This is a genomic window from Streptomyces sp. G45, assembly GCF_049542095.1.
Lineage (GTDB): Bacteria > Actinomycetota > Actinomycetes > Streptomycetales > Streptomycetaceae > Streptomyces.
In genome coordinates, this window is the sequence record NZ_JBMUZU010000001.1 from 9,028,726 (window position 1) to 9,041,677 (window position 12,952).

Annotated in this window: 9 protein-coding genes and 2 pseudogenes; 5 read left to right on the forward strand and 6 right to left on the reverse strand. The window is 72.9% G+C overall.

Annotation, left to right across the window (positions count from 1 at the left end):
• The first annotated feature begins 257 nt into the window (after positions 1-257).
• The gene (locus ACOBQU_RS38350) at positions 258-1,970 is read left to right on the forward strand and encodes a tannase/feruloyl esterase family alpha/beta hydrolase (RefSeq protein ID WP_423633999.1); all 1,713 of its coding nucleotides are present in this window, start codon (positions 258-260) and stop codon (positions 1,968-1,970) included.
• Here ACOBQU_RS38350 and ACOBQU_RS38355 read toward each other — a convergent pair.
• A pseudogene (locus ACOBQU_RS38355) lies at positions 1,874-2,409 on the reverse strand (SsgA family sporulation/cell division regulator). The gene ACOBQU_RS38350 and the pseudogene ACOBQU_RS38355 sit on opposite strands and share 97 nt — an antisense overlap.
• Positions 2,410-2,597: 188 nt before the next feature.
• Here ACOBQU_RS38355 and ACOBQU_RS38360 point away from each other — a divergent pair.
• Positions 2,598-3,062, forward strand: coding sequence for a cupin domain-containing protein (locus ACOBQU_RS38360; RefSeq protein WP_423634001.1), 465 nt, complete (start codon positions 2,598-2,600; stop codon positions 3,060-3,062).
• A gap of 61 nt (positions 3,063-3,123) precedes the next feature.
• Here ACOBQU_RS38360 and ACOBQU_RS38365 read toward each other — a convergent pair whose 3' ends face one another.
• Complete coding sequence (locus tag ACOBQU_RS38365; protein ID WP_423634003.1) at positions 3,124-3,600, reverse strand: SsgA family sporulation/cell division regulator; 477 nt, start codon at positions 3,598-3,600, stop codon at positions 3,124-3,126.
• A 311-nt stretch (positions 3,601-3,911) separates the two neighbouring features.
• Here ACOBQU_RS38365 and ACOBQU_RS38370 point away from each other — a divergent pair, with 311 nt between their 5' ends.
• Positions 3,912-4,715, forward strand: coding sequence for an alpha/beta hydrolase (locus ACOBQU_RS38370; RefSeq protein WP_423634005.1), 804 nt, complete (start codon positions 3,912-3,914; stop codon positions 4,713-4,715).
• Between the two features lie 13 nt (positions 4,716-4,728).
• On the opposite strand, the pseudogene ACOBQU_RS38375 reads toward ACOBQU_RS38370, so the two are convergent.
• From ACOBQU_RS38375 to ACOBQU_RS38385, 3 genes and pseudogenes are all read right to left on the reverse strand, one after another.
• Positions 4,729-7,495: pseudogene (locus ACOBQU_RS38375) on the reverse strand (ATP-binding protein).
• 124 nt (positions 7,496-7,619) lie between these two features.
• Complete coding sequence (locus ACOBQU_RS38380) at positions 7,620-8,123, reverse strand: TetR/AcrR family transcriptional regulator (protein WP_423634993.1); 504 nt, start codon at positions 8,121-8,123, stop codon at positions 7,620-7,622.
• 242 nt (positions 8,124-8,365) lie between these two features.
• Positions 8,366-9,433, reverse strand: a complete 1,068-nt coding sequence (locus ACOBQU_RS38385) for an alpha/beta fold hydrolase (protein ID WP_423634007.1) — start codon at positions 9,431-9,433, stop codon at positions 8,366-8,368.
• Positions 9,434-9,723: 290 nt separating this feature from the next.
• On the opposite strand from ACOBQU_RS38385, the gene ACOBQU_RS38390 reads away from it, so the two are divergent.
• Complete coding sequence (locus tag ACOBQU_RS38390; protein ID WP_423634008.1) at positions 9,724-11,166, forward strand: aldehyde dehydrogenase; 1,443 nt, start codon at positions 9,724-9,726, stop codon at positions 11,164-11,166.
• 116 nt (positions 11,167-11,282) lie between these two features.
• On the opposite strand, the gene ACOBQU_RS38395 is transcribed toward ACOBQU_RS38390, so the two are convergent.
• On the reverse strand, positions 11,283-11,642 hold the full coding sequence (locus ACOBQU_RS38395) for a hypothetical protein (RefSeq protein WP_423634010.1): 360 nt from the start codon (positions 11,640-11,642) through the stop codon (positions 11,283-11,285).
• A 254-nt stretch (positions 11,643-11,896) separates the two neighbouring features.
• On the opposite strand from ACOBQU_RS38395, the gene ACOBQU_RS38400 reads away from it, so the two are divergent.
• Complete coding sequence (locus tag ACOBQU_RS38400) at positions 11,897-12,949, forward strand: alpha/beta fold hydrolase (protein ID WP_423634012.1); 1,053 nt, start codon at positions 11,897-11,899, stop codon at positions 12,947-12,949.
• Positions 12,950-12,952: the final 3 nt, after the last annotated feature.

Sequence of the window (12,952 nt, forward strand, 5' to 3'; positions counted from 1 at the left end):
CCCTGGCGCGGGGACCGAGCCCTGACAAAGGACCGGTCCTGACACGGGGGGCGGGCCCTGGCTCAAGGGCTGGGCCCCGACTCAGGGACGTGTGTGCCCGTTCCCGGCGGACTTCGGTCCGCCGGGGGCGGGCTTCTCGCGTAGCACGGGCACACTCTCCCTCTATCGTCACTGCTCTAACCGGTGATACGGTCAGGGAGTTCCGCGCACACGTGTCGGCGCGCCCACGCACACCCGCTTCCGCTAAGGGGAGACCCATGAGACGACTCCTGACCGCCCTCGCGGCCGGTGCCCCGATCGCCGCGTCGGTGTGCCTGCCGACCGCGACGGCCACCGCCCAGGGCACCTCCGGCCCCGCGCGGGCCGCCTGCGTCGCGCCAGCGCTGAAGGCCCCGGCCGGTACGCGGCTGGAGTCCGTGACGGCGCAGCGCCGACCCGGCGGCACCGTCCACGGTGGCGGAGCCCTGGGCGGCACGGTCACCGGCGTCCCCGCCTACTGCGAGGTGACGGCCGTGCTCACCCACCCGGGCGCCGACGACCACGCCACGGTACGGACCTGGCTGCCCGAGGACGGCTGGAACGGCCGCTTCCAGGCGCTCGGCGGCAGCGGCTACGCGGCCGGGGACAACGGCGTGGGCCTGGCCACCGCCGTCAAGAACGGCTACGCGGCCACCACCACCGACGCCGGTGTCGGAGACGTCCTCGACGTCGGCTGGGGGCTGCGCGACGACGGCCGGGTCAACACCGAGCTGCTGGAGAACTTCGCCTCCCGCTCCCAGCACGAGGCGGCGGTCATCGGCAAGCGGTCCGTCGCCGCGGTCTACGGCAGGCGCGCCGCCTACTCCTACTTCAACGGCTGTTCCACCGGCGGACGCCAGGGCTACATGGAGGCCCAGCGCCATCCCGAAGACTACGACGGCGTCCTCGCCAACGCGCCCGCCGTCCACTGGGACGAGTTCGAAGTCGCCACCCTGTGGCCGCAGGTGGTCATGAACAACGCGAAGACCTACCCCGCCGCCTGCACGTTCAAGGCCTTCACCGACGCCGCCGTCAAGGCCTGCGACCCCCGCGACGGCGTCGCCGACGGCCTGGTCAACGACCCGGCCCGGTGCGCCTTCGACCCGCGCCGACTGATCGGCACCAAGGTGCGGTGCGACGGCAGGGAACTGACCGTCACGGCGGCCGACGCGGCCGTGGTCCGCAAGATCTGGGACGGCCCGCGCACCCCCTCGGGCCGGAAGCTGTGGGCCGGAGTTCCGGTCGGAGCGGATCTGACGGGCCTGGCGGCCGTCACCCAGCCCGACGAGAACGGCCACGTCAAGGGCGAGCCGTTCCCCGTGCCCCGGCACTGGGTCGCGACCTGGCTCCAGAAGCAGCCGTCGTTCGACGTCGCGACGATCACCTACGACCGGTTCGCCCGGCTGTTCCGGCAGTCCCAGGCCGAGTACGACGAGGCCATCGGCACCGGCGACCCCGACCTGTCCGCCTTCCGCGCGTCCGGTGGCAAGCTCCTGACCTGGCACGGCCAGGCCGACCAGTTCATCCCGCCCCAGGGCACGGTCCAGTACCGCCGCCAGGTGGAGCGGACGATGGGCGGAGCCAAGCGTGTCGACGGCTTCTACCGCCTCTTCCTCGCCCCGGGCACCACGCACTGCGGCCTCAACAAGGGCAACGGCTCCACCGACGACCTCGGCGCGCTGCGGGCCTGGGTCGAGCGCGGCCAGGCCCCCGAGGTCCTGCCCGCCACCCTCGTCAACGCCCAGGGACGCAGCGTCACCCGCGACCTGTGCGCCTACCCGCGCGTCTCCCAGTACCAGGGGTACGGCGATCCGGATTCCGCCGCCAGCTTCCGCTGTGAGCCGCGCGGGACGGCTCAGGCGGACGGCGCTCCCGGCCCGTCCAGCAACTCCCGCAGCAGACCGTCCCAGTCGAGCCCGTCCAGTTCCGCCCCGGCCGGGACGACCCGGTAGGTGGCGTCTAGCCACCGCGCGAGGCGCGCCGTGGGCACCTCGAACAGGGCCTCCACCTCCGGCGATTCGAGGAGCAGCCACGACGAGGGCCGTTCCCCGGCAGCGTCGGCCACATCCGCACCTCGCCGTGCCCGCTCATGGCCGTCAGGCCGCCGTGCAGGAGTTCCCGGCCGATGCTCCACCGGCGCTCCGGCCCGCGTTCGGCGAGGAACTCGACGCCGATCACCGCGGGCGCGGCCGGGTCGAAGCGGAACACCGCCCGCATGGGCCGCCGGGTGAACTCGTCGAGCATCAGGTCGACGTCGACGAGCAGCGGCGGCATGTGCCCGGGCGCCGAACCCGCCACCGGAGGTAAACGATCACGATGCACGACTGAGGTCCCCTTCGTGGTGCGGAGTCTGCGCCTCCCACTCTTCGCCACCGGACGTGACCCGCACATCAGTCACTTGACGGCCAGTCACACACCGGACCTCCCCGCAGTGCCGACCACGCCTCGCTCTTCCTGGAACTCCCATGAACCCCCATGACACCTATGAACGCCCATGACCAACCGTCAGGGCCACGGATGTCCCTGAACAGCCACGGACGCCCGTGAACGTCAGCAACAGCTCACGAACGGAGTAGGACATGACGATCGACCGACGCCGTCTCCTGCGGACCAGCGGTGCCGCCGCGGCCAGCGTGCTGGGCGCCGCCGCCCTGTCGTCCACCGCCTCGGCCGCGGAACCCGCCCACGTCCACGCCTCCCACCCCTCCGGGGACCCCGACCCCACCGAAGGTGTCACCCGCACCCTCCTCCAGGACCACCCCTCACCCGCGAAGGGCTGGAAGGCCGTACAGACGCTGGTGCAGATCCCGCGGCACAAGGAGTCCGGACGGCACAGCCACCCTGGAGTGGAGGTGGGCTACATCATCCGCGGTGACGTGCTGATGGAGTTCGACGACCGGCCGCCCCTGCGCCTGCGCACGGGTGACCCGTTCTTCATCCCGGAAGGCGCCATCCACAACGCCCGCAACATAGGCAAGGTGACGACGATGATGCTCTCGACGTACGTCGTCGACGAGACGAAACCCCTGGTCACCACGTACTAGGGTCCCGGCGGGCAGGGTCGTCCCCTGACCGGAACCGAGCAGGTGTGAGCGCCGTCCGCCGTCAGTCGGACGGCGCTCGCGGCCCGGACAGCAGTCCCGCGGTTGTGGCGTCCCAGTCGACGTCGGACAGCTCATGACCGGCGGGAACGAGCTGATACGTGTGCGCGAGCCACTCCGCGAGCGGCGGTGCCGGGAGGGCGAACAGCGCCGCCATGTCACCGGAGGCCAACTGAAGCCACACGGTCGACTGGTGCTGATCCTCCTGACGCGACGGCCAGATCTGCACGTCCCCGAGCCCGCTCCTGGACCGCGTGCCCCGCCACAGCAGGTCCCTGCCGACGCGCCACCGCGCGTGCGGGCCGCCCTCGACGGAGAGCTCCACGCCCACGGCCAGAGCGGCCCGCGCGTCGAAGGTGAACTCGGCCCTGACCGTCTGGCGGGCGTGCACGCCAAGGACCCGCTCGCCGTCAAGGACCAGCGCGGGAAGCTCGCGCCGTGCCGCCCGGTCGGGCCGGACACCTCGTGGGAGGCGGCTCATCACACGTAGTTCCTTCCCTGCGGCGGAAGCCGGACCGGTCCACTCTCGGCCCCCGGGGGACAACGCACCTACGTAAGATGACCGCCGGGTTCTCCCCGCTGTGACGCAGTGGGCGCGGCGGCAAGGCCGTCCGGCTGTCCGCCTTGGGGTGTTTGGTCCCGGAAACCTCATGCGACCGTCCCGGGTCCGCGTGCCAGAGGCCGGGAACATTAAGTCATTCGACTGTCGTCGCTGACCTGCGTCTGAACGATCCTGGAACGGGCGCCGACGCGTCGGCGCCGGATGGTCGTCATGCTCGGAGGAACCCCACCGTGAAACGTACTCCCGTCGTGTTCATCCATGGCGTGTGGCTGCACGCGCTGTCCTGGGAGTCGTGGGTGGAACGCTTCGTGAGCCGGGGGTTCCTCGCGTCCGCGCCCGGCTGGCCGGGGGAGATGGCCACCGCCCGGGACACGCGCGCCGCGCCGCGGATCCTCGGCCGCGTCGGCCTCGACGCGCTCACCGACCACTACGCCGCGATCGTACGGTCCTTCGACACCGCGCCGGTGCTCGTCGGGCACTCGGTCGGCGGGCTCATCGCCCAGCACCTCATCGCCGCCGACGTCGGCCGTGCCGCGGTGGCCATCGCCCCCGCCCCGATCAACGACATCCCGCTGCCCGCCTCCTACGCCCGGCTCCTGCCGTCGGCCCGGGGCGGTGCCGGGGCGACGGTGTCCCTGTCGCCGGAGCGGTTCCGGCGGACGGTGGCGAACGCGGTCGCCCCGGAGGAGGCCCGACGGCTGTACGAGCGCTACGCGATGCCCGCCCCGCACCGGCTGCTCACCGACCTCGGGTGCGGGGCGGAGCGCCGCGGCCCGCACGCCACGGCGGACGTCGGCAACGCCGGGCGCGGCCCGCTGCTGCTGGTCTCCGGCCAGGAGGACCGGCTCGTGCCGGACTCGGTCACGCGGGCGGCGTACAAGCAGTACGGGGACAGCACGGCGGTGACCGACCTGAAGCAGTTCGCCGACCGGGGCCACTCGCTCGTCTTCGACAGCGGCTGGCGCTCCGTCGCCGACTACGTGCTGGCCTGGCTGACCGAACGGGGCGTCCGCGCCCGTCCCGCGCGGCGCTGAGCGGCATCGGGGGTCAGGCGTCCCGGTCGTCGGGCACCTTGCCCAGGGCGTCGCGGAGCGCGGCGCGGGAGGTGATGCCGAGCTTGGGGAACACCCGGTACAGGTGGGAGCTGACGGTGCGCGGCGAGAGGTGCATGCGCGCCCCGATCTCCTTGTTGGTCAGGCCACCGGCGGCCAGTTCCGCGATCCGGCGCTCCTGCCACGTCAGCGCCGCGAGGCTCGCCGTGGACGCGGGGGCGGACGCCCCGGCCGCCCTCAGCTCGGCGCGGGCCCGCTCGGCCCACGGGGCCGTGCCGAGGCGCTCGAAGGACTCCGCGGCGAGGGTGAGGGCGGCCCGCGCCGCCTTGCGCCCCTGAGTGTGCCGCAGGCGGACACCGTGGGCCAGGCGGAGGCGGGCGAGCTCGAAGGGGAAACCGGCCGCCCCGGGGTGGCTCTCCGCGCGGCGGTACAGGGCGTCGGCCTCGGCGGGGTCGGCGGCCGTCATGGCGAGGGCGCCGTAGGTGACCAGGGCGAGGCGGGGGACACGTCGGGCAGACCGGCGTCGCGCGCGGCCAGGGCGTGGCGGCGGGCCTGTTCGGTGCGGCCAGTGTGCAGAGCCGCCTCGACCAGGTCGAGCAGCGTACGGGGGGCTTGGTGGGCGTAGGGAGTGAACGTCCCGGGGGTGTGATGCCGATGGCGTGCAGGTACGCGGATTCGTAGTCGCCGTCGGTGAGGGCGGCGGTGGTGCCGATGGCGTCGGCGATCTGGGTGAGGAAGCCGACGCCGCGCGGGCGGGCCCAGGCGTCGACGGCGGCCTGGAGCTGCCGCGCCTGCTCGGTGTGGCCGCGCAGCGCGGCGAGCAGACCGAGGTAGGCCCGGGTGTGGTGGGCGAACAGCGCGTTGTGGTGCGCGCTGGCCAGGTCCAGGGTGCGCTGACCGGTGCGGGCGGCCTCGTCCCACTCGCCGACCGCGATCTGGTCGAGCATGATCAGGTGCAGCATGGTCGTGGCCGACGCCGCGGCCCCGGTCTCCACCTCGCGGTCCACGGTGCGCTGGAAGTGCGGCCGGTACCGGCTGAGCGTGTCCACGTGGTACGCGGCGACGCCCAGCCGGGTGACCTCCCACGGTTCGAGCCTGCGCGGGTCGGCCAGGGCGCGCTCCAGCCGCTCGTGCACGCCGCCGCCGCGCAGCACCACGTCGCCCCAAGCGTCCTGGTAGATGCGGGAGTTCGGCGTGACCAGGTCCCCGAGGGAGTCGAGCAGCGCGTGCGTGCGCTCCCACGTCGGGGCGTCGCTCGCGTACTGGCTGATGGCCAGCAGCAGGTTGACGAGCCGGGTGAGCACCTCTTCCGGCGCGCGTACGCCGCCGTCGCGGATGGTCTCGATCACCGCCACCACCTGGTGCGGTGAGACCTGTACGTCTCCGTCCTCGTACAGCGCGCTGTAGGCCGAGGCGAGCACGGAGGCAGGGGACTCGCCCGTCTCCGACGCGGCGTCGGAGCTGAGCAGTTGCTGGGCGCGGTCCAGGAGCCCGGCCTGACCGGCGATGAACGCCGCGTCGCCCAGCCTGCGGGAGCGCTCCTCGTGGCGTTCGCTCAGCTCCGCGGCGCGGGTCAGCCAGGACACGGCGGCCAGCGAACCACCGCGCAGGGTCGCGGAGTCGGCGGCGGCCTCCAGGACGGCCGCGACCCGCTCGTCGGGGTCGACGGTGCAGGCCGCCAGGTGCATGGCGCGCCGTTCGAGGTCCTCGCGGTGCACCTGGGCGAGGGCCGCGTGGGCGGCGCGCCGCTGGTTGGGGGTCGCGGTCTGCACGACGGTCGAGCGCACCAGGGGGTGCCGGAAGACGAAGTCGCCGCTGAGCGGATCGATGTCCAGCAGCCCGCGGGCCGCCGCCTCGTCGGCGTCCAGCATGCGGTAGCGCGTGCCGCGGGCGGGCCCGGCGACCGCGCCCGCCCCGACGCCGTCCAGGGCGCCGCGCAGCAGCTCCGCGCGCACGGCGTTGCTCAGGGCCGCGATGCGGGCGCCGTACACGTGCTGGAGGCGCAGCGGCAGGGGGATGCCGGTGAAGCCGGGGGCCTCCCGCCGGTCGCCCACGGCCCGGCCGTCGCGCAGCACATGGGGCGGCAGCTCCAGCAGGGCCAGCGGGTTGCCCTGGGCCTCGGCCAGGATCAGTCGCCGCACGCGATGGTCGAGGCCGGGGCTGCGCAGGTCCAGGAGCTGCTCGGCGGCCCGCTCGGGCAGGGTGGGCACGGGCAGTTGGGGCAGCGCGGCCGTGTCGAAGCCGGAGGGCACGTCGGAGCGCAGGCCGACGACGAGCTTGACGGAGCTGCCGGTCAGCCGCCGCCCGACGAACCCGCACACCTCGGTGCTGGAGGTGTCGAACCACTGGCCGTCGTCGAGCACCAGCAGCAGCGGCTGCCGCGACGCCGCGAGGGAGAGCAGGTCGAGGACGGCGATGCCGAGCGTCATCACCGAGGGCGGCGGGCCGCCACTCCTGCCGAAGACGACGTCGAAGACCCCTCGGTGCCCCTCGTCGAGCCGGTCCACGGAAGGGAGCAGCGGGTACAGGAGCTGGTGCAGACCGGCGAACGGCAGCGCCGACTCCGCCTCGACACCGGCCGCCCGCACCACCTGCTGCCCGTCGGCCGCGGCGAGTTCGGCGACGTGGTCGAGCAGGGCGCTCTTGCCGACGCCGGTGTCACCCCGCAGGACGAGGGCCCGGCCCCCGGCGGCCGTCACGAAGTCGGACAGCGCCTTCCGCTCGCGCTCACGGCCGACCATCGTGCCGTCGAACGACTCCATCGTCCCCCTCATTCCGTACCCCACAGGTGTGTTCCTCCGCCGAACCCGCCGAACCCGCTGGAGCCGCTGAACCCGCTGGTCCATAGGCCCCTTGGGGCGACCACCGTCGCGGGCCCCACGTGTGTCAAGGCCGCGCGCGTCCGGACGTACCCAGCCCGTGGAGCAGGGTGTCGACAACGATGTCCGCCGCCTGACCGGCGCTCCGGTCGGGCATGTGCTGTGTCGCCAGGAGCATGAGCTGGGGCAGCAGCACGTTCGCCCACCCTTCGGGAGTGTCGCGGCGCAGCAGCCCGTCGTCGGCGGCCCGGCGCAGAAAGGCGTCGAACGCGCGGATGGCCGCGTCCCGGCGAGGCCGTACGGCGTCGTCGGTGAGCAGCCGGGCGGGGTCGACGGGCCAGGTGCGGTTGACGGTGATGGCGTTCTCCACGAAGCGGTGCAAGGCGACGGCGACGGGCGCCTCGCGCAGCCGGGCGTCCTCGATGGCCTGCTCGACGGCGGTGAGGTGGGCGTCGTGGATGGCGGCCAGGAGCTCGTCGCGCGAGGCGAAGCGCCGGTAGACCGTACGCCGGTCCACGCCCGCCTCGGCCGCGATGCTCGCGATGCTGGCGCCGGGGTCGGCGGCGAGCATGCGCGCTCCCGTGGTCAGGACGGCTTCCAGGTTGCGCGCCGCGTCTGCTCTCACCCCGTGGAGTGTAGTCGTGGAGTGTGGCGCCTGGGACGTCTAGCGCCACATTGGTGTGAACTTTACCTGTGAACTTTACCTGTGGAGGGGCTGGTTGAGCGCGGTACGTGGGCGCACCACCGGTACTACGGGGGCGCCACCGCATGGAGTGGGCGCACTACCGCACCGTGCGGGTGCGTCTCCGGCGCTCAGAGGCGGTCGGCGTCCACGACCGCCTGGGCGAAGGCCGTGGGTGCCTCCTGCGGCAGGTTGTGTCCGATGTCCGCGATGGTGCGGTGTTCGTAGGGCCCGGTGAAGTGATCGCGGTAGGCCGAGCCGTCTCCGGGCGGGGTGAACGGGTCGAGCGCGGGGTCGAGGGTGATCGTCGGTACGTGAATGGGGGGCCGGGCGGCGAGCCGCTTCTCGTAGCGGTCGTAGCGGGGGGCGCCTTCGATGAGGCCGATGCGCCAGCGGTAGTTGTACAGCACGATGGCGGCGTAGTCGGGGTTGCGGAAGGCCCGCGCGGTGCGTGCGAACGTGGCGTCGTCGAAGCGCCAGTTGGGGGAGACGAGGGTCCACACGTAGCGGCACAGGGCGATGCGGTCCTCCACGTCCTCCATGGTCTTCCTGCCGCGCTCGGTGGCGAAGTACCACTGGTACCACCAGGTGTGCTCCACGGCCGCGGCGGCGGGCTCCCGCTGCGCCTTGACGTCGGTGATGAGGTAACCGCCAGTGGAGACCAGGGCCTTGACGCGGTCGGGCCACAGCGCGGCGATGATGTCGGCGGTGCGCGAGCCCCAGTCGAAGCCCGCGAGGACCGCCCGGTGGATCTTGAGGGCGTCCATCAGGGCGATGACGTCGAGGGCGACGGCGGACTGCTCGGCGGTGCGGGGCGTGCGGCTCGACAGGAAGCGGGTGCTGCCGTGCCCGCGCAGGTAGGGGACGATGACGCGGTAGCCCTGAGCGGCGAGCAGGGGAGCGACGTCGACGAAGCTGTGGATGTCGTAGGGCCAGCCGTGCAGGCACAGCACCACCGGGCCGTGGGCGGGCCCCGCCTCGGCGTAACCGACGTTCAGCGCACCGGCCTTGACGTGCTTGAGCTGGGGGAACCCGGTGTGGGCGCCGGGCGAGACGGCGGGTACGGCGGGGCCGTGGCCGCCGCTCGGTCGGGGCGGGGTGGTCGCGGCTGACGCCGGGGTCTGCGGGCCGGACAGGGAGACGGCCGCCGCACCGGTGCCCAGGCCGACGGCCTTGCTGAAGGTACGCCTGTTGATCATCTGAAGCCCTCCGTGATGTGTGCTCAGCGGTCATGTGTGCTCGGTGGTCATACGTGTGCGGTGGTGTTGACGCGGTGACACTCGCATATATGGCGTCACCAGTCAAACCGGTGACGTACGAAATGATGTGTGGCGGCCGGATCCGATGGCAGGGCCCGGAAGGCCGGATGGCCAGGCGTCACGGCCGGTTGAGGGCCTTGGTCACATGGGCGGTTGGCCGCCCGGCACGTGGCCGGGTGGGGAAGCCCGGCACGTGGCCGGGTGGGAAGACGGAAGGACAGGGGAAACACGTGATCACATACGATCGGCTCTTCATCGCGGGCTCCTGGGTGGAGCCGAGCGACGCGGAGCTGCTGGACATCGTGTCGCCGCACGACAGGTCGGTGATCGGCCGCGCCGCCCAGGCGCACCCGGCGGACGTCAACCGGGCGGTGTCCGCGGCGCGGGAGTCCTTCGAGGCGGGCGTCTGGCGTCTGACGCCACCGGCCGAACGGATCGCCCTGCTACGGCGGTTGAACGTCCTGCGCGAGGAGAGGGCGGAGGAGATCGCACGCCTGGTCTCGCGGGAGAGGGGCTCGGCGGGATGGTTCACCCGCGCCGCACAGCAGGGGCTGACCCGGCAGGCGAACGCCTATCTGAAGGCGGCCGAGGAGTTCGGCTGGGAAGAGACGCTCGCGCCGTCCGATGCCGCCGCCCCGGCGCGCAGCGTGGTGCGCCGCGAGCCGGTGGGCGTCGTCGCGGCCGTCATCCCGTGGAACTCGCCGTTCTCCTCCGCCACGACGAAGCTGTTCCCCGCGCTGGCGGCGGGCAACTCCGTGGTCCTCAAGGTGTCCCCGGCGAACTCGCTGAGCATGGGCCTGCTGGCCGAACTCCTCGAACGGACGGGCCTGCCCGAGGGTGTGATCAGCGTCCTGCCCGCGGACCGGGAGACGAGCGAGTACCTGGTGTCACACGCGGAGGTCGACAAGATCGCCTTCACCGGCTCGACCCGGGCCGGGCGCCGCATCGCCTCGATCGCTGGCGAGCACCTCAAGCGGGTCAGCCTGGAGCTGGGCGGCAAGTCCGCCGCGATCATCCTGCCGGACGCCGACCTCCAGCGGGCCGTCGCGGGCGTCAAGTTCGCCTCCCTGCTCAACAACGGCCAGTCGTGCGTGGCCCAGCGCAGGATCCTGGCTCCGCGCAGCCGGTACGCGGAGGTGGTGGCCGCGCTCAAGGAGATGGTCGAGTCGCTGGGGGTCGGCGACCCGGACCACCCCGACACGTTCATCGGCCCCATGATCCGCCCCGACCAGCAGCAGCGCGTCCGCGACCACATCCGGCTCGGCGTCGAGGAGGGCGCCCGCCTGGTCACCGGCGGCCCGCAGGTGCCCGCGGGCCTGGAGCAGGGGAACGACGTTACCCCCACTGTCCTCGCCGACGTCGACAACGCCATGCGCGTCGCCCAGGAGGAGATTTTCGGCCCGGTCCTGGTCGTCATCGCCTACGACGACGAGGACGACGCGGTCCGCATCGCCAACGACTCCGCGTACGGCCTGTCGGGCGGCGTCTGGTCCCGAGACGAGGAGCACGCCCTGGCGGTCGCCCGCCGCATCCGCACCGGCACCGTCACGGTCAACGGCGCCTCCATCAGCTTCGACGGCCCCTTCGGCGGCTTCAAGGCCAGCGGCATCGGACGCGAGTTCGGCGCGGTGGGCCTCGGCACCTACACCGAGTACAAGACCATCACCGTATGACCGGTCGTCCGGCGGGTGGGCGGCAGGCGGGGCCGCGGGCCGCCACCGGGTCCGGTCGGGGGAGGGGCGATCGCCTCGCCGGACCGCGGCGGTGGCCCGCGTGCCCGAGCCCTGAGCTACGCCGGGACCACGCGGTAGCTCAGCGCCGCCCGGGGCAGGTCGGACTCCAGGAGCGACCCGGTGGCCCAGGGGTGGATGCCGGTGCAGTCGGCGCCGGAGTACAGCACGAGGGACGCGGAGCCGGAGGCGATCTGCACGGAGCGGGCCGGTGCCGACAGGGTGTGACACGTGCTGAGGTCATCGAGGTCCACGGCCGACGCCTTCCCCGTCCCGTGGGTGCCCGAGTAGAGGTACGCGCCTTCCCGCAGCGGCGGCCAGTCCGTGGCGCTCGCGGTCCCGGCACCGAAGCCGGTGAGGGCCACCGCCGCGCAGGCGGCAACGGCGGTGCTGTGGAGTATCGCTCTGGGGGTGAACATGCCGACACCTTCCGTGTGTGGGACGAGCCCGTCGTCGCGTGAGTGACCGGGCCGGTGAGGAATCCTTGCACGCTCAACCAAGTAGGGGAGAGGTGAAATCTGGACACACGTGTGTGGTGAAGGCGGCAATACGTGACTCATGCCGACGAGTTGCCAGGGAGAGGCTGACGACACATGCGTTACGGGTTAGAGTGGTGACGCACGTGAGGGTGCAGGGACCTCGTGTACCCCCGGATCGAACGCGAGGATGCGACATGATCAGCAGGCGAGGGATGGCCCAGGCCATGACGGCGGCAGCGGCGGGCGCCGCCGGTCTTGCCGGGAACGGCAAGGCGTGGGCGGCCTCGGGCGACAGCGCGGGGACCGGCGCGCCCGCGGCGGCCCCGACCGGGCGGGCGGCGCACGGCCTGGGACCGGTGCGCCGGGCCCGTACCGACATCCTGGACATCGCCTACCACGACGTCGGACCGGCCCGGGGCAGGCCGGTGATCCTGCTGCACGGCTGGCCGTTCAGCCCCGTCGGCTCCTACGCCGAGGTGGCGCCCGCGCTCGCCCAGCGCGGCTACCGCTGCTACCTCCCCTACCTGCGCGGCCACGGGCAGACGCGCTTCCTCAGCGACAGCACCTTCCGCTCCGGACAACAGGCGGCGCTCGGCGCGGACGTGGTCGCCTTCATGGACGCCCTGCGGATCCCCCCGGCCGTGTTCGCCGGATACGACTGGGGCGGGAGGGCCGGGGACGTCGCCGCGGCGCTGTGGCCCGAGCGCTGCACCGGCCTCGTCTCCGTCAACGGCTACCTCATCCAGAACATCGCCGCCGCCCAGGAACCACTGGCTCCCGCACGGGAGGAGGGCTCCTGGTACTTCTTCTACTTCCTCACCGAGCGCGGGCGGAAGGGGCTCCAGCGCGACCGGGAGGGCCTGGCCCGCGTGGTGTGGCGGCGCAACTCGCCCCAATGGCGCTTCACCGAGGCCGAGTTCTCCGAGGCGGCGCGGCTGTGGGCCAACCCCGACTACGTCGACGTGGTGATCCACAACTACCGGCACCGCATGGCCGCCGCACCCGGAGACCGCCGGTACGCCGGGCTGGAGCGAAGGCTGCTCGGCCAGCCGCGCATCACCGTCCCGACGGTCACCCTGGACGGGCAGGCCGACGGCGTGAGCCCGCCCACCGACGGCAGCGGGTACGCCGCGCACTTCTCCGGCCCCTGGTCGCACCACGTCGTGCCGGGCGCGGGCCACAACCTCCCGCAGGAACAGCCCGCCGCGTTCGTCGACGCGATCCTCGAAGTCGACGCGCTGCGCTGACCT

Bases quoted from the DNA above. Each gene is read 5' to 3' on its own strand.
- ACOBQU_RS38350 (WP_423633999.1), top strand. From the start codon at position 258: ATGAGACGACTCCTGACCGCCCTCGCGGCCGGTGCCCCGATCGCCGCG.
- ACOBQU_RS38360 (WP_423634001.1), top strand. From the start codon at position 2,598: ATGACGATCGACCGACGCCGTCTCCTGCGGACCAGCGGTGCCGCCGCG.
- ACOBQU_RS38365 (WP_423634003.1), bottom strand. From the start codon at position 3,600: ATGAGCCGCCTCCCACGAGGTGTCCGGCCCGACCGGGCGGCACGGCGC.
- ACOBQU_RS38380 (WP_423634993.1), bottom strand. From the start codon at position 8,123: ATGCTCGCCGCCGACCCCGGCGCCAGCATCGCGAGCATCGCGGCCGAG.
- ACOBQU_RS38385 (WP_423634007.1), bottom strand. From the start codon at position 9,433: ATGATCAACAGGCGTACCTTCAGCAAGGCCGTCGGCCTGGGCACCGGT.
- ACOBQU_RS38395 (WP_423634010.1), bottom strand. From the start codon at position 11,642: ATGTTCACCCCCAGAGCGATACTCCACAGCACCGCCGTTGCCGCCTGC.
- ACOBQU_RS38400 (WP_423634012.1), top strand. From the start codon at position 11,897: ATGATCAGCAGGCGAGGGATGGCCCAGGCCATGACGGCGGCAGCGGCG.